At 62.9% G+C, this 20,352-nt stretch carries 18 protein-coding genes; 16 read left to right on the forward strand and 2 right to left on the reverse strand.

The window, feature by feature from the left end; genetic code table 11:
* The first annotated feature begins 64 nt into the window (after positions 1-64).
* From JOF47_RS03065 to JOF47_RS03095, 7 genes are all read left to right on the forward strand, one after another.
* Positions 65-991, forward strand: coding sequence for an ABC transporter permease (locus JOF47_RS03065; RefSeq protein ID WP_209995888.1), 927 nt, complete (start codon positions 65-67; stop codon positions 989-991).
* Positions 984-1,997 carry an ABC transporter permease gene (locus tag JOF47_RS03070; protein WP_209995889.1) on the forward strand — a complete coding sequence of 338 codons (1,014 nt, stop codon included), beginning with the start codon at positions 984-986 and terminating at the stop codon, positions 1,995-1,997. Before JOF47_RS03065 ends, JOF47_RS03070 begins: the two co-directional genes overlap by 8 nt.
* Positions 1,998-2,001: 4 nt before the next feature.
* Positions 2,002-3,699 carry an ABC transporter ATP-binding protein gene (locus JOF47_RS03075; protein WP_209995890.1) on the forward strand — a complete coding sequence of 566 codons (1,698 nt, stop codon included), beginning with the start codon at positions 2,002-2,004 and terminating at the stop codon, positions 3,697-3,699.
* Between the two features lie 475 nt (positions 3,700-4,174).
* Entirely contained in the window at positions 4,175-5,983 is a 1,809-nt protein-coding gene (locus JOF47_RS03080; protein WP_209995891.1) for an ABC transporter family substrate-binding protein, read from the forward strand.
* 117 nt (positions 5,984-6,100) lie between these two features.
* A complete protein-coding gene (locus JOF47_RS03085; protein ID WP_209995892.1) occupies positions 6,101-7,618 on the forward strand; it encodes an ABC transporter permease in 1,518 nt (505 codons plus the stop codon).
* Entirely contained in the window at positions 7,615-8,694 is a 1,080-nt protein-coding gene (locus tag JOF47_RS03090) for an ABC transporter permease (RefSeq protein WP_209995893.1), read from the forward strand. The genes JOF47_RS03085 and JOF47_RS03090 overlap by 4 nt, the downstream gene beginning before the upstream one ends.
* Complete coding sequence (locus JOF47_RS03095; protein ID WP_209995894.1) at positions 8,691-10,391, forward strand: ABC transporter ATP-binding protein; 1,701 nt, start codon at positions 8,691-8,693, stop codon at positions 10,389-10,391. The genes JOF47_RS03090 and JOF47_RS03095 overlap by 4 nt, the downstream gene beginning before the upstream one ends.
* Positions 10,392-10,496: 105 nt before the next feature.
* Here JOF47_RS03095 and JOF47_RS03100 read toward each other — a convergent pair whose 3' ends face one another.
* Positions 10,497-10,961, reverse strand: coding sequence for a GNAT family N-acetyltransferase (locus tag JOF47_RS03100; protein ID WP_210001360.1), 465 nt, complete (start codon positions 10,959-10,961; stop codon positions 10,497-10,499).
* 37 nt (positions 10,962-10,998) lie between these two features.
* Entirely contained in the window at positions 10,999-11,613 is a 615-nt protein-coding gene (locus JOF47_RS03105; protein ID WP_209995896.1) for a TetR/AcrR family transcriptional regulator, read from the reverse strand.
* A 240-nt stretch (positions 11,614-11,853) separates the two neighbouring features.
* On the opposite strand from JOF47_RS03105, the gene JOF47_RS03110 reads away from it, so the two are divergent.
* The 9 genes from JOF47_RS03110 to JOF47_RS03150 all read left to right on the forward strand — a co-directional run bounded on the left by JOF47_RS03110 (position 11,854) and on the right by JOF47_RS03150 (position 20,281).
* Entirely contained in the window at positions 11,854-13,017 is a 1,164-nt protein-coding gene (locus JOF47_RS03110; protein WP_209995898.1) for an acyl-CoA dehydrogenase family protein, read from the forward strand.
* A gap of 150 nt (positions 13,018-13,167) precedes the next feature.
* Positions 13,168-13,698: a MaoC family dehydratase gene (locus JOF47_RS03115; protein ID WP_209995900.1), complete on the forward strand. Its 531-nt coding sequence runs from the start codon at positions 13,168-13,170 to the stop codon at positions 13,696-13,698.
* Positions 13,699-14,201: 503 nt separating this feature from the next.
* Positions 14,202-15,377 (forward strand): 1-deoxy-D-xylulose-5-phosphate reductoisomerase, encoded by a 1,176-nt coding sequence (dxr, locus tag JOF47_RS03120; RefSeq protein ID WP_210001362.1) that lies wholly within the window; start codon positions 14,202-14,204, stop codon positions 15,375-15,377.
* Positions 15,374-16,753: a M50 family metallopeptidase gene (locus JOF47_RS03125; RefSeq protein WP_342592696.1), complete on the forward strand. Its 1,380-nt coding sequence runs from the start codon at positions 15,374-15,376 to the stop codon at positions 16,751-16,753. Before dxr ends, JOF47_RS03125 begins: the two co-directional genes overlap by 4 nt.
* A gap of 218 nt (positions 16,754-16,971) precedes the next feature.
* A complete protein-coding gene (locus tag JOF47_RS03130) occupies positions 16,972-17,334 on the forward strand; it encodes a cupin domain-containing protein (RefSeq protein ID WP_209995902.1) in 363 nt (120 codons plus the stop codon).
* Between the two features lie 79 nt (positions 17,335-17,413).
* On the forward strand, positions 17,414-17,596 hold the full coding sequence (locus tag JOF47_RS03135; RefSeq protein ID WP_281070264.1) for a DUF1059 domain-containing protein: 183 nt from the start codon (positions 17,414-17,416) through the stop codon (positions 17,594-17,596).
* Positions 17,597-17,813: 217 nt separating this feature from the next.
* A complete protein-coding gene (locus JOF47_RS03140) occupies positions 17,814-18,113 on the forward strand; it encodes a YciI family protein (protein WP_209995904.1) in 300 nt (99 codons plus the stop codon).
* Positions 18,114-18,252: 139 nt separating this feature from the next.
* Entirely contained in the window at positions 18,253-19,419 is a 1,167-nt protein-coding gene (gene ispG, locus JOF47_RS03145; protein WP_209995906.1) for a flavodoxin-dependent (E)-4-hydroxy-3-methylbut-2-enyl-diphosphate synthase, read from the forward strand.
* Between the two features lie 43 nt (positions 19,420-19,462).
* On the forward strand, positions 19,463-20,281 hold the full coding sequence (locus JOF47_RS03150; protein WP_342592697.1) for a GNAT family N-acetyltransferase: 819 nt from the start codon (positions 19,463-19,465) through the stop codon (positions 20,279-20,281).
* Positions 20,282-20,352: the final 71 nt, after the last annotated feature.

Raw genomic sequence — 20,352 nt, forward strand, 5'->3', positions numbered from 1 at the left:
TCCTTACAAGGAGCAGTTCCGTGCAAGATTCGTTCCCATCTACTAACCCCGCGGTGGTCGCCCAGTGATTACCTTTACGCTCAAGAGATTCTTACAACTGTTACCGGTTTTCATCGGTGCAACCCTGCTTGTCTATTTCCTGGTTTTCGCCGCACCTGGCGATCCCATCGCAGCCCTGTCGGGCGGCAAGCCGATGAACCCGGCCGTTGAGGAAACTCTCAGGGCTCAATACAACCTGGACCAGCCATTTTGGGTTCAGTACCTGCTGTACTTGAAAAACCTCGTGACATTCGACCTGGGCCAAACATTCTCCGGACAGGCGGTGTCCGACGTGATCGCCCGCGCGTTCCCGGTAACCGCAAAGCTGGCCATCATGGCACTCGCCTTCGAAGCGGTTTTCGGAATCCTCTTCGGCGTCATTGCCGGACTCAAGAAGGGCAAGCTCTTTGACTCGACAGTGCTTGTTGCATCCTTGATCGTCATTGCAGTGCCGACGTTCGTCCTGGGTTTCGTCCTGCAATTCGTTGTTGGCGTCAAACTTGGGTGGGCGAAACCCACAGTGGGGGTTGGTGCCCCATGGAGCGATTTGATCCTCCCCGCAATCGTCTTGGGCCTGGTGTCCCTGGCCTACGTCTTGCGCCTGACGCGCACCTCTGTCATCGAAAACAAGAATGCCGACTATGTGCGCACGGCAACGGCCAAGGGCCTCAGCCGTCGCCGGGTAATCGTTGTACATGTGCTTCGAAACTCGCTCATTCCTGTGGTGACCTTCCTTGGCGCCGACCTCGGCACGCTCATGGGCGGCGCAATCGTCACCGAGGGCATTTTCAATGTCCCGGGCATCGGAAACCTGCTCTACTCGGCCATCAACAAGGGCGAAACTCCCACGATCGTGGCCGTAGTCAGCGTTTTGGTGCTCGTCTTCGTTTTAGCAAACCTCGTCGTCGATTTACTGTACGCGTGGCTCGACCCAAGGATCCGGTATGTCTGAGAATCCACTTCCCGAATTGATTGAACCGACCGACACCGTCAAGCGTGTGCGTGTCGGAAAAGTGTCCACGCGCAAGATCGATCATTTTGTTGCCCCGCTTGAGGAAACCCCATTGCAGTCCGTCGACAAGATCGACGAGACGGTCGCACCCCTGAGCATGTGGGCGCAGGCCTGGCGGTCGCTGCGGACCCGGCCACTGTTCATCATCTCCGCCCTGATGATCATCCTCGTTATCACTGTCGCGGCGTTCCCCGGCCTGTTCACCCAAACCGATCCGACGGCTTGCTCGCTGTCGAATGCGCGAAAGGGCCCGGAGCCCGGACATCCCCTGGGTTTCACGTTCCAAGGCTGCGACATTTACGCGCGCATCATCATCGGTACGCGTGCCTCGGTGCTTGTCGGCCTGTTCACGACGATCGCGGTGGTCATCATCGGCGGCACGTTCGGCGCGTTGGCCGGTTACTACGGTGGTTGGCTGGACTCCGTCCTGGCCCGCCTCGGAGACATCTTCTTCGCACTGCCGTTGATCCTTGGTGCCATCGTCATCATGCAGCTTCCGGCATTCCGAGACAGCAAGAGCATTTGGACGGTCATCATCACATTGACGATATTCGGATGGCCGCAGTTGGCCCGCATCACCCGAGGTGCCGTCATCGAGGCAAAGAATGCGGACTATGTCATGGCCTCTCGGTCGCTTGGGCTCTCAAAGTTCAAAACGCTGCTGAAGCACGTGGTGCCAAATTCCCTTGCGCCGATCATCGTGGTGGCCACGATTTCCCTGGGTACCTATATCGTGGCCGAGGCCACGTTGTCCTTCCTGGGCGTTGGACTGCCAGATAGCATCATGAGCTGGGGAAGTGACATTTCCGATGCCCAGATTTCCCTTCGCAACAATCCTCAGATCCTCATGTGGCCGGCCCTTGCATTGTGCATGACCGTCTTGAGCTTCATCATGCTCGGCGACGCGGTGCGCGATGCGCTGGATCCAAGGGCACGTAAGGGATAGCGCCATGACTGAACTATTAAAGGATTCATCCGTGAATGCAATAGCCGAGGACCGGCCGCTTCTCGAAATCAAAAACCTGGCCATCACCTTCTCAACTCCGGAGGGGCCGATCGAGGCGGTGCGCAACGCGAACCTGACGATCATGCCCGGGGAAACGGTTGCCATCGTGGGCGAGTCCGGCTCGGGCAAATCCACCACGGCGCTCTCCGCCATCGGATTGCTGCCGAGCAACGGCCGGGTGTCCGGCGGCCAGATCATCTTTGACGGCGAGGACATCACCCACGCCAGCGAAAAGCGCATCGTCGAGCTGCGTGGCAGCTCCATCGGCATGGTTCCGCAGGATCCGATGTCCAACTTGAATCCCGTGTGGAAAATCGGTTTCCAGGTGGAGGAAACGTTGAGGGCCAACGGGCTGGCCGGGGGCAACGCGAAGGAACGCGTCGCGCAGGTGCTGTCGGAGGCAGGCCTGCCAAATGCCGCATCCCGCGCAAACCAGTACCCGCACGAGTTCTCCGGCGGCATGCGCCAGCGCGCGTTGATCGCCATCGGCCTGGCCTGCCGCCCGCGCCTGCTGATCGCCGACGAACCCACCAGCGCCTTGGACGTGACCGTCCAGCAGCAGATCCTGGACCACCTGGACACCATGACCAGCGAGCTGGGCACGGCGGTCCTGCTGATCACCCACGACCTCGGCCTGGCCGCGGAACGCGCGGAAAAAGTCGTGGTCATGTACAAGGGGCAGGTGGTCGAATCGGGGCCCGCACTGGAACTCCTGCGCAACCCGAAGCACCCCTACACGCAACGCCTTGTTGCCTCGGCGCCGTCGCTGGCGTCCAAGCGCCTGCAATCGCAGCCGGTTGAAGTCGCCGAGCAAGTGAATGCGGTCGCCAAGCCCGAGCACTCGCTGAAGACCGATGACGTGCTTGAGATCAAGGACCTGACGAAGGTCTTCAAGATCCGCAAGGGCATGGGCCGCCACGAAGAGTTCACCGCGGTGGACAACGTTTCCCTTGAGGTCAAGCGCGGCACCACCACGGCAATCGTGGGGGAGTCGGGTTCCGGCAAGTCGACGGTGGCGCAGATGGTGTTGAACCTGCTGACGCCCACGTCGGGTTCCATCACCTTCGACGGGCAGCTGATGACCGACCAGCCCGAATCGCAGCTCTTCAAGTTCAGGCGCCGCGTGCAGCCGATCTTCCAGGACCCCTATGGTTCCCTGGATCCGATGTACAGCATCTACCGCACCATTGAGGAGCCGCTCCGCATCCACGGGATCGGCGACAGCAAGTCGCGGCAGAGCCGGGTCAAGGAACTGCTCGGGCAGGTGTCGATGCCCGCTTCAACCATGCACCGGTTCCCCAATGAGCTCTCCGGCGGACAGCGCCAGCGCATCGCCATTGCCAGGGCCTTGGCGTTGCAACCGGAGATGATCATCTGCGACGAGGCCGTCTCGGCGTTGGACGTGCTGGTGCAGGCGCAAATCCTGAACCTGCTCAACACGCTGCAAGAAGAGCTCGGCCTGACGTACCTGTTCATCACCCACGACCTGGCGGTCGTGCGCGAGATCGCCGATAACGTGTGCGTGATGAAGAACGGGCGCATCGTGGAACGGGCAACGACCGACGAGGTCTTCAACAACCCGCAAAGCGACTACACGCGCAACCTGCTTGGTGCCATCCCCGGGGCCACGCTGCTGCTTTAGCCTCGCCTGGTTCGGTTTCGCCGGACCGACGTGGCTGGCAAGGCCAATGACAGTGGATGGGCGGACCGAAATGGTCCGCCCATCCACTGTCATTTGGCGGCCCGTTTCAGCTGACCTCTGGGTGCCCAGTCCCTTGTGGGCACCTTATCAACGTAACTTTTCCCGTTGTTGCCAAACTGTTATGTTTTGCGACGCCTCCGGTTTTCCTACCGGACAGTAGTTATTGGCAAAGCTCAATGTGAAGTAAACCCTTGATTTTTGGCGGCTGTAGCGCTCGTCACGTACTGACGTGGTGGTTGCGCGTGTCGGTCGGGCGTCTTGGGTGACCGGGGTCTCGATAAATGTGAAGCGACATTTTTATATCCATCCGGGCTGATCAGCGCTATCGTTTTTTTATGTGGGGTAGCGCACGCCGCGTGGACCGCGCCCGAGCGAAAGCTCGGCAACACGAAGATCAAGCTTATAAGGAGGAGAAATGCGTGTTCAGCGTATTTCGAAGGCTGTCGCAGTAGGTGCTGCGCTCGCACTGGCACTCACCGCTTGTGCACCTGGCGGCCCGGCTGAGCCAACCGGTTCGGCAGCACCATCGGCAAATGCCGTTGGCACAAATACCGTAGAGCCGGCAAACAGTGGCCTCGCCGATCTTGGCGACGTTACGACCAAGGATGACACCATCAAGGTCACTGTGGGTGCCCCCGATTTCATCGGCTACAACTCGCTGACACCACAGACCTACAGCACTTACAACTCGGCCATTACTGACCGTGTACTGTCATCCTTCTCGTACTTCGGCACCGATGGCAAGATCTACCAGAACAAGGACCTTGGTTCCTACGAAAAGGTCAGCGACGATCCGCTGACAATCAAGTACACCATTGCCGAAAACGCGAAGTGGTCCGACGGCACCCCGATCACCACGGCCGACGCCGTTCTGGCCTGGGGCACCCAGAATGCAAACCTGAAGAATGCAAAGAAGACCCCGCTCTTCGACTCTGTCTCAGCAGACCTGGGTGACACCGTTCCCAAGGGTCCTGAGGGCGCGCCTGATTCCAAGGAATTCACCGTCACCTTCAAGAACCCGGATCCGGACTGGCAGATCCAGACCTGGATGACCACTCCGGCGCACGTCGTTGCCAAGCAGGGCGGCCTGTCCACGGCCGATCTGGTTGAAGGCATCCGTTCGGGCGACGCGGCCAAGATCACCAAGGCCGCTGAATTCTGGAACACCGGTTGGACCACCAAGCCTGGCGCGCTTCCCGCAGCCGAGCTGATCCCGTCCTCCGGCCCATACAAGCTCAAGAGCTGGAATGCCGGCGAATCGGTCACGCTGGAAGCCAACGATGCCTACTACGGCACCCCGGCCGCCACCAAGACCCTGACCTTCCGCTTCCTCGCGGATGATGCAATGGTCCAGGCGTTGGACAACGGCGAACTGAACGCCATTGCCCCGCAGCCGACCATTGATACCCTGGCGCAGCTGAAGAAGCTCGGCGAAAAGGTAAACATTCAGCAGGGTGACACCATGACCTGGGAACACTTGGACTTCAACTTCGGTGAAAAGGCGGCCTTCAAGGACAGCCTGGAACTGCGTGAGGCATTCGCCAAGTGCGTTCCGCGCCAGGAAATCGTTGACAACCTGATCAAGCCGCTGAACCCGGAAGCTCAGGTCCTCAACGCCCGCGAAGTCTTCCCGTTCCAGGAAAGCTACAAGGACGTTGTCGGAGCCGCTTACGACGGCCGCTACGACACGGTTGACGTCGAGGGTGCCAAGAAGATCCTCGAGGAGCAGAACGCCGTCGGCACAAAGGTTCGTATCGGCTACTCCGCTCCGAACCCGCGCCGTGCCAACCAGGTCGCAATGATCAAGTCATCCTGTGACGCCGCAGGCTTCGACGTCGTTGATGCAGGCGATCCGAAGTTCTTCGCACCGGGCGGCACCCAGGAGCGCGGCGACTACGACGTTGCCCTGTTCGCTTGGGCCGGCTCCGGCCAGATCACTTCCGGCCAGAACATCTATGCCACCGGCAAGCCACAGAACTACGGCAAGTTCTCCAACAAGGAAGTTGACGAGGCATGGACCCGTCTTGCAACCTCCATGGATCCGGCCGTTCACCTGACCGAAACCAAGAACATCGAGAAGCTGCTGTGGGACAACCTCTTCGGCATCCCGGTATTCGCCCACCCCGGACTGTCCGCCTCCTCGGCTGACGTCAAGAACGTGCGCCACACCGCCACCCAGTCGCAGATCGTCTGGAACGCGGATCAGTGGGTCCGCGCTGAGTAATTGCCAACCGGCAATATCAGCGTCTTAGTGTGGGGCTTGGCGTTTTCGCCGGGCCCCACACGCCCTCGTTAATACCACTTACGAGGGCGGATCAAGACGGAAAGGTAAGTAGTTGCAGTGCTGAAATTTATCATCAAAAGGCTCGGGGCCTCGTTGGGCATTTTGCTCGCCGCCTCATTCCTTCTCTACGTATTGGTGATCAACTCCGGGGATCCACTCGGTAACCTGCGTGAGAGTTCCGCCGAAAACCGGGACTACCTCATGGCGCAACGCAGTGCGTACATGAATCTGGACCAGCCCTGGTACCTGAGGTACTGGGATTGGCTCATGGGCGTTGGCAAGTGCTTTGCACTGCAATGCGACCTCGGGACCAATGTCCAGGGAGTTGAGGTTTCCGGATTGCTCGGCGCCGCAGCATCCTCCACGTTGCGCCTGGTCATCCTGGCCACGGTGCTGGCAGCCATCTTCGGCATTGCCATCGGCGTGCTCACCGCCGTTCGACAGTACTCGGGCCTGGACTACGGCGTCACCTTCCTGACCTTCTTGTTCTTCTCCCTGCCGGTCTTCTGGGCCGCGGTCATGCTCAAGGAATACATGGCCATCGGCTACAACAACTGGATCAAGGAACCCTCGATCACGCCGCTTCAAACGATTGTCGTGGCGGTGCTCTTCGGTCTCCTCATGCAGGTGTTCCTGGGCGGCAGCGTCAAGCGCCGTATCGCCACCTTCGCAGTGTCGGCGGCCTTCGTCGGAGTGGCAATCCCGTACTTGCTGTGGCTGAACTTCTTCCGCTACCCGCAACTGGGATTGGTCGGCATCGTCGTCCTCTCCCTGGCCGTTGCCCTCAGCGGCACCGCCATGACCGTGGGCGTGCGAAACAAGGCGGTGCTCTACCCGGCATTGATCACCGTGGGCCTGGGCATCATCTTCTACTACGCAACCTTCTCCATCCTCGAGGCGCCCAGCACCCCGGTGCTGATCATTGGCGGCGTGCTATCGATGGCCATCCCCGGCGCCATCGGCTACTACATGGGCGGCCGGGTCCGAAAGGTCGCCATGTGGGTTAGCGCCTTCACCGGCCTTGCCTTTGCCGGCCTGACGGTCATCGACCACATCTTCCGCGCCTGGCCCGGTTTCCTGCAGCTCAAGCCGCGCCCGGTGGGCACCATCGGTTCGCAGACCCCGGACTTCATGGGCAGCTTCTGGGAAGTCTTCCTGGACAGGGGGGCCCAGCTGCTGCTCCCGACGATCCTGCTCGCAGTGATCTCGCTGGCCAGCTACTCCCGCTACACCCGAACCTCGATGCTTGAAGTCGGGCAGCAGGACTACATTCGCACGGCCCGCTCCAAGGGCCTGGGTGAACGCACCGTGATCTTCCGCCATGCCTTCCGCAACGCTTTGATCCCGATCGCCACCATCGCGGCCTTCGACTTCGCGGGCCTGATCGGCGGAGCTGTCATCACCGAGGCAGTCTTCGGCTGGAAGGGCATGGGCGAAATGTTCCGCACCGGCCTGACCGCCGTGGACCCGGCGCCGGTCATGGCCTTCTTCTTGGTCACCGGAACCGCAGCTGTTCTCTTCAACATGCTTGCGGACATCTTCTATGCGCTCCTAGACCCGAGGATCCGGATATGAGCGCGCACCAGAACAACGAAGAGCTACGAGGTTCATCGAGCATGATTTCCGAAATGGAGCCAAACGAGCAGCAGCTCGTTTCCCTGGTCGAGGTAGAAGACGCGGAGCTGGCCCAAAAGGCCACCGAGTCCAAGAGCCAAGGCCAACTGATCCGCCGCCGCTTCCTGAATCACAAGCCGGCGATCATCTCATCGATCATCCTGGTCTTCATCACGGTGGTTGCCTTCAGCTCCATCGGGTTTGCGGGCATCCCGGGCTGGTGGCACCATAGCTACCTGAAATCCGGCCCCCTCGTCAACGGCGGCGCCCCGACCCTGAGCCTGCTGCCGACCTGGCTGGGCGGCAGCGGCATCACCTTAGGTGAACACCCGTTCGGGCAGGACGACACGGGCAAGGACTACTTTGCCTTGGTCATGCGCGGCACCCAAAAGTCCATCATCATCGCCGTGGTTGTAGGCGCCATCTCCACCTTCATCGGTGCTATCATCGGCGCCCTGGCCGGCTACTTCCGCGGCTGGGTCGACGAGGTGCTGATGCGCATCACCGACCTGTTCATCGTGATCCCGCTGTTGGTCTTGGCCGCGGTCCTGGGCCAGATGGCCGGAAAGTCCACCAACTCCATCTTGGCGCTCGCATTTGTGCTGGGACTGGTGACCTGGACGGGATTGGCCCGCCTGGTGCGCGGCGAAGTCCTGACCCTGCGCGAACGCGAATACGTCGCAGCGGCACAGGCCATGGGCTCGACAACCAGCCGGGTGATCTTCAAGCACCTGCTGCCGAACACCGTTGGCGTGATCGTCGTGAACGCGACCTTCGCCATCGCCGGCGCCATTCTGCTTGAAACCTCGCTGAGTTACCTCGGCTTCGGCGTGAAAGCGCCGGAATCATCCCTGGGCCTGCTCATCAGCCAGTACCAGAACGCATTCACCTCCCGCCCGTGGCTGTTCTGGTGGCCGGGCATGATCATCGTCGCCATCGCCCTGAGCGTGAACTTCCTGGGCGACGGATTGCGCGATGCGTTCGACCCCCGCCAGACCCGCAAGGCAAAGCGCCGCAAGAAGAAGGAACTCTCATGAGCATCCAAGTACCGGTGAAAGGCACAACCGGCACGGCACTGAGCTTCGAGAATCTCAATGTCGTATTCGATACGGAATTTTCCGAGGTCCACGCGGTCAAGGGACTCACCCTTGAGGTGTTCCCCGGCGAAGTCGTGGCACTGGTCGGCGAATCGGGTTCCGGCAAGTCCGTGACCTCCACCGCCGCCATGGGCCTGCTGCCCTCGAACGCGAACATCACCGGCAAGGCGCTTGTCGGCGGCGTCAACGTCGTCGGTATGCCCGAGGCCAAGATGCGCAAGATGCGCGCCACCGAAATCGCCATGGTCTTCCAGGAGCCCATGACCGCGTTGAACCCGGTGCTGACGGTCGAGCGCCAACTCACCGAGTCCCTCGAGCTGCACGGCCTTGCCTACGGCAGGGAAGCAACCGCTCGCGCCATCGAATTGCTTGAGATGGTCGGCATCCCGGAACCGGCCAAGCGCATCAAGCAGTACCCGCACCAGTTCTCCGGCGGCCAGCGCCAGCGCATCGTGATCGCCATGGCGATCTCCTGCGACCCGAAGGTCATCATCGCTGATGAGCCGACCACCGCGCTCGACGTGACGGTGCAGGCCGAGATCCTGGACCTGCTGCGCGAGCTCAAGGACAAGCTGAACACCGGCATCCTGCTGATCACCCACAACATGGGCGTGGTGGCCGACCTGGCCGACCGCGTGGCAGTGATGTTCCGCGGTTCCCTGGTCGAAACCGGCACGGTGGAACAGGTGCTCAATGCGCCGCAGCACCCGTACACGCAGAAGCTGCTCGCCTCGGTTCCGCGCCTCGAGGCGGTGGCCGTTGACGGCAGCTGGGTCGCCGAGCCCGTTGTGGCCGTCGAGCCGGAGCGCAAGCTCGTGCTTGAAGCCAAGAACCTGGTGCTGGAATACGACATGCGCGGAAGCAAGTTCCGCGCCGTTGACGATGTTTCGTTCGAGATTGCCCGAGGGGAGATCCTGGGCATCGTCGGTGAATCGGGTTCCGGCAAGTCCACCGTGGCCAAGGCCGTGCTGGGCCTGCTTCCCGTGGCCTCGGGACGCCTGGCGGTGCAGGGCAGCGACCTGACCAAGTTGCGGCCCAAGGCCGCACGCGCGGTGCGCGCCAAGATGGGCGTGATCTTCCAGGACCCGGCGGCCTCGCTGAACCCGCGGTTCCCGATCGGCGACTGCATCACCGAACCCATGGTGGTGCACAAGGTCGGAAGCCGCGCAGAACGCGTCAAGCGCGCCAAGGAGTTGCTTGAGGCGGTGCACCTGCCGGCCTCGGTCATCAACCGCTACCCGCACGAGCTCTCCGGCGGCCAGCGCCAGCGCGTGTGCATCGCACGCGCCCTGACCCTGGATCCCGAGTTGCTGATCGCCGACGAGCCGACCAGCGCGTTGGACGTTTCGGTTCAGGCCGCGGTGCTGGAGATGATCCAGGAACTGCAGGAACGCTACGAGTTCGCCTGCCTGTTTGTCAGCCACGACCTGGCCGTCGTGGACCTGTTGGCACACTCGGTGGTTGTCATGAAGTCCGGCAAGGCGATCGAGCAGGGTCGCGTCAGCGACGTCCTGCACGCGCCCAAGGAAGAGTACACGCGCAAGCTGCTTGCGGCGGCCCCGGTTCCGGAGCCCGGTGAGCAGGCAGTTCGCCGCGAGGCCCGCCGCTTGCTCATGGATTTGGAAAACGGGAACTGATCCCTTCCGGATCGGCCCTTACGTAACAGAACAAAGGAATGGCCGGATATCCCATTGGATAGCCGGCCATTCCTCGTGCCCGAAGGCAAGAATGCGGGGGAGCGGCTAGACCAGCTCCATGATGAATTCCTTGACGACCGCTGCGCGGGCGTTGGAGAAATCGGAGTCCTCATCGATGACCTTGAAACCACGTCGTTCCAGGACCTTGATGGACCCGATGTTGTCTTGCGGGACCCGGGCACGCAGCGGGCGTGCGGTGTATTCGGCCAGGAAGGTGTCGACTGCCGACGTGGTGATTCCCTTGCCCCAGAAGCGGCGGGCGGTCCAGAAACTGATCTCCGGAACTTCTTCGTTTTCAAAGAGCAGAATCGAACCCGCCACCTCGCCTTCATGCTCAATGGTGCGCACGATGACCGAGGGGTCCTTCAGGATCAGGTTCCAGTGGTGGTCGAAAACGCCACGGTCGGCCGGGTTGCGCGCCGTGAACGCCGCCATGAGGTTGGCCTCGGGATCCTGCTGGTGTTCGAAGAACTGGTCAAGGTCTTCTGGCTGTATGGGCCGTAGCTGCACGGTCACTGCCTCTCTATATGTGTTGATCGACTTGCCCCTAGCCTACCGGGGTGGACAGGGCAGCGGTCGCCATCTGGTTCAGTAGTTTACGCAGGCCCTTCTTGGACGTGCGGGGCGAGTGCGCGGAGTGCGCCGTCGAATTGAGCAGGCCGAATGCCGCGTGTGCCCGGAAGCGGATGACTGTTGCCGATTCTTCCGGGTGGATCAGGTGCAATTGCTCGGTCCACAGGGAGATGTAGTCGCGCTGCAATTTGCGCACCAGGTGCAGCTCGGCTTCGGGGAGGGCCTCCAGGTTGCGGTCCTGGACCTGGATCATGTCCGGGCGCGCGAGGGCAAAATCGGTGTGGAAGGAAATGAGCCGTCCCAGGATTTCCGAAGGTGTTCCGCCCTCGGCCCTGACCTCCTTGCCTCCCTTGAGAAGGTCCTGGCTGACCCCCACGAGCAATGCGATCAGCACAGCGGATTTTCCGGAAAAGTGCCGGTACACGGCCGGTCCGCTGATGCCGCAGGCCGCCCCCAGGTCCTCGAGCGAAACGCCCGCATAGCCGCGGATGGCGAACAGCCGGGTGGCTTCGACCAGGAGGTCCCGGCGTCGTTGCGCCTTGGCCCTGTCCCTGTCGGTCGAAGCCGGGGTGATTGACGTGGCATTCATGGGGTGTTCGATGCTCCTTTGTGCCCCTGTGGGCCGAATGCTGGCCGGGCCGGGGTCGCCGAATCAATTCGCTGTGAATGCTGGACAAGTGTGCCCTGCAACACTAGCCTCGAATTCAGTTAATGATCACTAACAATACGTGGTCACTTGGCAAAGCCCAAGAGCTTTACAAGCCAGCGTCGAAGAATCGATGAACCCAGTCGTTTCTGAGGCCGGCGCGCCACTGGAAGGGGCGGGAACGTGATCGATCTGGAGCTCGACGAGGAATACCAGCAGCTCGTGGACACCGTGCGCGAATTCGCCAACGAAGTCGTTGCACCGGTTTCGGCAAAACACGACGCAGCGCATTCCTTCCCCTACGACGTCATAGCGCAGATGGGACAGCTTGGGCTGTTCGGGCTTCCCTTCAGCGAGGAGTACGGGGGCATGGGAGGCGACTACTTCGCCCTGGCCTTGGCCATCGAAGAACTGGGCCGGGTCGACCAGTCCGTGGCCATCACCCTCGAAGCCGGAGTCAGCCTGGGTGCCATGCCCGTGTACCGTTTCGGCACCGCGGCGCAAAAGGAACGCTGGTTGCCGGCACTGTGCGCAGGGGAGGAGTTGGCGGGCTTCGGGCTCACCGAACCCGGGGCGGGCTCCGATGCCGGCGGCACCCAGACCAAGGCCGCCCTCGACCAGGGGCATTGGGTGATCAACGGAAGCAAGGAATTCATCACCAACTCCGGCACCGACATCACCACGCTGGTGACCGTCACGGCGGTCACCGGCACCAAGACGCGGCCCGACGGAACGCCGGCCAAGGAAATTTCCACGATCCTGGTGCCCCGGCCGACCCCGGGCTTCACCGTCGAACCGGCCTACAACAAGGTCGGTTGGAATGCCTCGGACACGCACCCGCTGAGCCTGAAGGATGTACGGGTGCCTGAGGAAAACCTGCTCGGTGAACGCGGCCGCGGCTACGCAAACTTCCTGTCGATCCTTGATGAGGGGCGCATCGCCATCGCTGCCCTTGGCACCGGGGCCGCACAGGGTTGCCTCGACGAGGCGGTCGCCTATGCCAAGACCCGCACAGCCTTCGGGGACACCATCGGGTCGAACCAGGGCATTTCCTTCATGATCGCCAGGATGGCGGCGCGCGTGCACACCTCGCGGCTTGCCTACTATGCGGCCGCGGCACGGATGCTGGCAGGCAAGGATTTCAAGACCGAGGCGGCAATCGCCAAGATGGTCGCGGGCGAGGCCGCCATGGACAACGCCCGGGACGCCACCCAGATCTTCGGCGGCTACGGGTTCATCAACGAGTCCCTGGTTGCCAGGCACTACCGGGACTCGAAGATCCTGGAAATCGGCGAGGGCACCACCCAGGTGCAATTGATGCTGATTGCCCGCTCACTGGGGCTTTGAGAATCACCCCTTGCGCTATCGGGTGCCCGGGTTTGTAGGATACGCATACGGGCTGTTCCGTGGATGCTTCGACGGAACAAGGCCCTCGTTCGCCGTAGGCGGCCGGGGTGCCTGGCTCTCAGGGGATGGAAGAACTGGAGGGGTAGAAACATGACGAACGATGATCTCGGCAAGAGGGTCGAGCAACGCGGACTTTACTTCGACGAACTCGATGCCGACGCCCTGTACGTGCATTCCCCGGGCCGAACCATGACCGAGGCCGACAACGTCCTGTTCACCACGCTGAGCATGAACACCCAGGCGCTGCATCTCGATGCGGCGTTCGCCGCGACCCAGCCCTTTGGCCGCCGCCTCATGAATTCCATGTTCACGCTTGCGACCATGGTGGGCCAGTCCGTGTCCCAACTGACCCAGGGCACCCTGGTGGGCCAGCTCGGACTCACCGACATCAGGTTCCCGCACCCGCTCTACCCCGGGGACACGCTCTACACCCAAACGTCCGTGGTTGACCTGCGGCCCTCCAAATCCCGTCCGGGGCTCGGCGTAGCCACCTTCAGCCATGTGGGCCGCAACCAGGACGGCATCATCGTCGGCGAAGCGACGCGCGTGTGCCTGATGTTCACCCGCGAGGCACACCAGAAACAGCAAAGCGGCACCTGGGAAGACTCCGACTGGACCTAGGACCGGTTCGACCCGACGGGCTCCCGGTGACTGGAGGGGATTCCAGGTAGCGCTGTGCGCTGACCGGTGCCAAACCCAGCTCCGCCGCCAAACGGTCAGTCCCGGGAACGCGCAGAAGTTCCGCCTCCCCGTCAAATGATGTTCTGGAAAGCCCCTGGGATCCTGAGCTGTCTCAGCATTACCGCGTTCCCCAATGGAATCCCAAGGGGCGCTCGCCGGTGGGCAAGATGCTCATGGGATCCGACGCCCAACGGATCCTGCTGCAGGCCGAATGCAATGTGCTGGCGGTCAAGGCATGGGAACCCTTGGCGTTTGACACCCGGGACCACGAGGATGCCCGCAGTCTGCCCCCTTTTCGAAGACCGGGCAAACGGCGGGCATCACTTGCATCCCGCCCACCCCCAAGCCGTGGCTCATTGGGTTGGCACAGGAACAACGACCATAATGGACAAGTGAACAACCTGCAGCCTTCCGCCGTCTTTGCCCAACCGGTGCCCGGAACCATCCGGCGCATCACGCTGATCGGTTCCACAGGATCCATCGGCACCCAGGGCCTCGAGGTCATTGCCGCGGCGCCAGACCGTTTTGCCGTTGCTGCGCTTTCCGGAGGCTACAACCTGGAACTGCTGGCGCAACAGGCCGTCGCCACCCGTGCCCCGGCCGTCGGTTCGGCCAACCCGGACCTCGACGCGCTGGCCGCGGCCATCCAGAAGGCCGCCCGCGAGGCCGGCGCCGACGTCTATTCACCCGAACTTTTCGCCGGGCCGGACGCCGCGGCCAGGATCGCCGGGTTCCCGGACGCGGACGTGGTCCTCAACGGCATCACCGGCTCCATCGGTCTGGCCCCCACGCTCGCGGCGCTAAACGCCGGCCACCTGCTGGCCCTTGCCAACAAGGAGTCCCTGATCGTCGGCGGCCAGCTGGTCAAGCAGGCCGCGGCCCCCGGGCAGCTGGTCCCCGTGGATTCCGAGCACTCCGCACTGGCCCAGGCGCTGCGCTCGGGCACCCCCGACGAGGTCCACAAGCTCATCGTCACCGCCTCCGGCGGGCCCTTCCGCGGCTGGAGCCGCGAGGCCCTGCGTGATGTCACCCCGGCCCAGGCCCTGGCGCACCCCACCTGGGACATGGGCAAGGTCATCACCACCAACTCCGCGACCATGGTCAACAAGGCCCTGGAGGTCATCGAGGCACACCTGCTCTTCGACGTGCCGCTGGAGCGCATCGAGGCCGTGGTGCACCCGCAGTCGATCGTGCACTCCATGGTGGAGTTCATCGACGGGTCCACCATCGCCCAGGCGTCCCCGCCGGACATGGCCCTGCCCATCGCCCTGGGCATCGGCTGGCCGCACCGCGTCCCGGGCTCAGCAACCCCGTGCGACTGGTCCACCGCCGCGTCCTGGACCTTCGAGCCGCTGGATGCCACCGCGTTCCCCGCGATCGAGCTGGCCAAGGCCGCCGCCTCCGCCTCGCCCACGCACATGGCCGTTTACAACGCCGTCAACGAGGAAGCCGTCGAGGCGTTCCACGCCGGGGCCATCCGCTTCACCGACATCGTCGAGACCGTTGACGCGATCCTGCAGACCTACACCCCCGAACCCGGCACGCTGGACCTCGACTCGGTACTTGCCGCCGAAGCGTGGGCACGAAATGCCGCCGCCAAACGTTTGGAAGCACTGTGAGTATTCTTCTTTTCATCCTCGGCGTGGCCATCATGGTGGTCGCCGTCGGTGTGTCCATCGGGTTGCACGAGGTCGGGCACTTGGTTCCGGCCAAGCTATTCGGCGTGCGCGTCCCTCAGTACATGATCGGCTTCGGCAAGACGCTGTGGTCCTTCAAACGCGGGGACACCGAATACGGATTCAAGGCCATCCCGCTGGGCGGCTACATCTCCATGATCGGCATGTACCCGCCGGCCAGGAACAAGGGCAACGTCGGGGCCACCGACGCACCGGCGCTACGCAGGTCCTCCACAGGCATGTTCCAGCAGCTGGCCGACGAGGCCCGCAGTGCCGCGGCCGAGCAGCTGCAGCCGGGCGACGAGAACCGCCTGTTCTACAAGCTGCCGGTGTACAAGCGCATCATCATCATGTTCGGCGGCCCATTCATGAACCTGCTGATCGGCGTGTTCATGATCGGCCTCGTCACCGTCGGGTTCGGCGCCCCCGCGCAGACCAGCACCGTGGCGGAGGTCTACCAGTGCGTGGTTCCGCTGGGCCAGGAGGCCCAGCGCGACCCGGCGGTGAACAACGGCTGCAAGACAAGCGACGCACCCGGCCCGGCCTACGCCGCCGGACTGCGCCCGGGCGACACCATCACGTCCTTCGACGGTAAGCCGGTGGGCACCACCGAATGGCTGGGGTTGACCCAGGCCATCCGCGAACGTGCCGGTGAATCTGTCCCGCTGACCTACGAACGCGACGGGGTCGCGCATTCCACGACCATCACCCCCTTCAAGACCGAACGCCCGGTGCTTGACGCGGAAGGACGCGCAGTGATGAACGCCGACGGCACCCCCGCCACGGTGGCCGTCGGATTCATTGGCATGGGTTCGCAGATCAGCAACATCCCGCAGCCCGTCTCCGACGTCCTTCCGGCCGTCGGCAAACAGATCCAGGGCGTCGCCGGCGTGGTGCTGGACCTCCCGGCACGCGTGGTTGCCGTCGGCCAGGCGGCCTTCTCCGATGCGCCGCGCGACCCGAACGGCCCGATCTCCGTGGTCGGCGTGGGACGCATCGCCGGCGAAATCAGCGCCATGGACCAGATCGGCGTCTCGGACAAGGCCGCCTCGCTGATCTCGCTGATCGGCGGGCTGAACATCGCCCTGTTCGTCTTCAACCTGATCCCGCTGCTGCCTCTGGACGGCGGGCACATCCTCGGCGCGCTCTTCGAGGCCGTGCGACGCGCCTTCGCCAAGCTCTTCCGCCGCCCAGATCCGGGACCGGTGGACATAGCCAGGATGCTGCCGCTGACCTACGTTGTCGCGACGGGCATGCTGGTCATGGGCGCCGTGCTGATCTATGCGGACATCGTCAAGCCGGTCAACATCTTCGGCTAGGCAAGAACTCCACAGGCAGAAGGCGGTGCCGCGTCCCGGATTCCCGGGGCGCGGCACCGCTTTTTCGTGTGCTCGGAAGGCCCTTCACAAGTGCGGATTCCGGCCTCGCCCCGTCTCTCTTGGCCAGATCTTCAGATGGGCGGGAGTTTCCATTGCCCCTGCCCATAGGCAGGAACAAACTGTAAGCGGAACGTGATGAAAAGAGGTGAATAGAGAATATGAGCAAGGTAGAGCACGAGCATTTCGGGACTCCGACCGAGACCAGGGTTTTCCCGAACGGCAAGGCCGAGATCCTGGAGATGGCGGGCGGCACCATTGGCCGTCTGACACTCGAACCCGGCTGGCGTTGGTCCAACGACGTCAAGCCGATCGCCGGGACGGACAGTTGCGAAGCCCCGCATTTCCAGTACCACGTCAGCGGGAAGCTTGCGATCCGGATGGATGACGGGCAGGAGATCCTGGCGGGACCAGGGGATGTGACCAGCCTGCCGCAGGGCCATGACGCATGGGTCGTCGGCGACGAGCCTGTTGTCACCGTGGACTGGTACGGGGCATCGAACTATGCCAAGACGTCGGAGTGACGATGGAACAGCGAGGAACGGTTTCCGCGCAAAGGTGAATCTCCCAGGTGAAACAAGGAGGTGAATGATGGACAGGATGATGGTTGACTGCCGCAAGACGCCCAGTGTGTCCAACTGCCAAATGACTATCGCTGGTACGCACGACGAAGTCTTGGAGCTGGCGGTCTTGCACGCCGTGACCAGTCATGGGCACGAAGACGGACCTGAGCTGCGGGCCGGAATCGAAGAGAGCATGACGCCGGTCGATGCCGCAATGGCCTGACATTCCCCGCATTTCACATGCCGCGCCGGGTTTCCCTCCACGGCATGCCAGACGGTGAGGACACGGGACTGCTTGGCTGGTGCAGTCCCGTTTCAGGTGAATCCGCGAATGTTCGGGAGCCGGGAACCATTCCCCGACTGCCGGCAGAAGGGCCGTCAGCCTGCGGACCGGGAGGCTGGGCACCGAATTCCCAGCTAAAAGCATTAGGCTGTAGCCCATGAGTGTTTTTGCTGTTGAGTATGTATACGCCGCCAATACCGATGCAACCCGCGACGAGCACCGTCCGGCGCACCGCGAGTTCCTGGCCAGCCTCAAGCCGGAAAACGGCCCCATCACCTTGGTTGCCTCCGGCCCCTACACCGACGGAAGCGGCGCACTGCTGCTGATCTCGGCCCCCGATGAAGCAACCCTTGGCGAGGCGTTGAAGAACGACCCGTTCAACATCCACAACACCATCGCAGCCCTGCGCATCACTGGATGGGTTCCCGTCACCGGTGAGCTCAGTCACCACGCCTAGGCCCGGACCGCGCCCACACCGTTGGCACTTGGCTGCAAAGCCCGCGTCGAGCCCTTCGACCGCGTAGCCGGTGCGGCACGCCCCCGAGTTTGCGGGGGATAATGGAAGAACTTCCACACTCAACTTCACGGAGGAAATCTTGACCCCGGTCAGCCTCGGAATGCCATCGGCACCCCCACCGGTCCTCACCCCGCGCCGCAAGACCCGACAGATCAAGGTCGGTTCGGTTGGCGTAGGTTCGGACAGCCCCGTCAGCATCCAGTCGATGACGACGACCCCGACCACGGACATCAACGCCACCCTGCAGCAGATCGCCGAGCTCACGGCCACCGGCTGCGACATCGTGCGCGTTGCCTGCCCTTCGGCCGACGATGCCCTGGCCCTGCCGATCATCGCCAAGAAGTCGCAGATCCCGGTCATCGCCGATATCCACTTCCAGCCGAAGTACGTCTTCGCCGCCATCGATGCCGGTTGCGCAGCGGTTCGCGTGAACCCCGGAAACATCCGCAAGTTCGACGACCAGGTCAAGCAGATCGCCGAGGCCGCCAAGGCCGCCGGCACCTCCATCCGCATCGGCGTCAACGCCGGTTCGCTGGATCCGCGCCTGATGGAGAAGTACGGCAAGGCCACCCCGGAGGCCCTCGTGGAATCCGCGGTCTGGGAAGCGTCGCTCTTCGAAGAGCACGACTTCCACGACTTCAAGATCTCGGTCAAGCACAACGACCCGGTCGTCATGGTTCGCGCTTACGAGCTGTTGGCCGAACGCGGCGACTGGCCGTTGCACCTGGGCGTCACGGAGGCCGGACCGGCCTTCCAGGGCACCATCAAGTCGGCAACCGCCTTCGGCGCATTGCTCTCCAAAGGCATCGGCGACACCATCCGCGTGTCCCTCTCGGCCCCACCGGTCGAAGAGGTCAAGGTCGGTGCACAGATTCTGCAGTCGCTGAACCTGCGCCCGCGTAAGCTGGAAATTGTGTCCTGCCCGTCCTGCGGCCGCGCCCAGGTCGACGTCTACACGCTGGCCGACCAGGTCACCGCCGGACTCGAAGGAATGGAAGTTCCGCTGCGCGTCGCCGTCATGGGCTGCGTCGTCAACGGACCGGGCGAGGCACGCGAAGCCGACCTCGGCGTGGCCTCCGGAAACGGCAAGGGCCAGATCTTTGTGAAGGGCGAAGTCATCAAGACGGTGCCTGAAGACCAGATCGTTGAGACACTGATCGAAGAAGCCATGCGCTTGGCAGAGGAAATGGGGGACCTTGATGGCGAAAATCCTGTCCAAGGTGGCCCCGTGGTTACCGTCAGCTAGACGAAACCCCGGGGGCGGAGACCAGCTCTCCGAGGGTATCCGCGTGCTCGACGATACGGATACCGCGGCTCTTCGCGCCCTCTGTTCGACGGATCCCGTCAGCAACATCTTCATCGACGCGCAGCTCACCCTGACTGGGTCCGCACGACCCGGTCTGGGCGGGTCGCTGATCTTGGGCCGCTTTGAAAACGGAACCCTGCGATCGGCGTGCTGGGTGGGCGCCAACGTCGTACCCATCAACATCGGTGCGGACGAGGCTGAGGAGTATGGCCGGGTGCTGCTGCGGCTGAACCGCAATTTCGCATCCTGCTTCGGCCCGTCCGAGGCCGTCATGGGCATCTGGAAGGTCCTTTCGACCGGATCCCACGAGGCCTTCAACGTCCGCCCGCACCAGCCGCTGATGACCCTCTCAGGGGAACCTGCAATCGCCCCCACCCCGGGGCTGCGGGCCAGCCGGGACGACGAGTACGACAAGGTGCTCCCGGCGTGCGCCACCATGTTTGAAGAGGAACTGGGATACTCGCCGCTGGTGCACGGGGGAGCGTTCTACCGTTCGCGGATCAGGGCGCTGATCCTTTCCGAGCATTCGATGATCGACACCGATTCGTCGGGCGAGATCCGCTTCAAGGCCGAACTCGGGACCGTCACCGATCGGGCCACGCAGATCCAGGGCGTCTGGATGAACCCGGCCTACCGCGGTGGCGGGCTGGCTGCCGGGTACATGGCGGCCGTGGCACAGTACGCTCTGCGACTTGCCCCCGTGACCAGCCTCTACGTCAACGACTACAACACCGCGGCCATTGCGACATACCGCCGGGCGGGGTTCGAGGAAGTCGGGGAGTTCGCCACTATCCTGTTCTAAGGCATGGCGTCACAAGCGCCAGGAACCATGTCCGTGGCAGCCGACCAGCTCCTGCCGGAGAACCACGGAGA

This window comes from Paeniglutamicibacter kerguelensis (assembly GCF_017876535.1).
GTDB classification, from domain to species: Bacteria; Actinomycetota; Actinomycetes; order Actinomycetales; family Micrococcaceae; genus Paeniglutamicibacter; species Paeniglutamicibacter kerguelensis.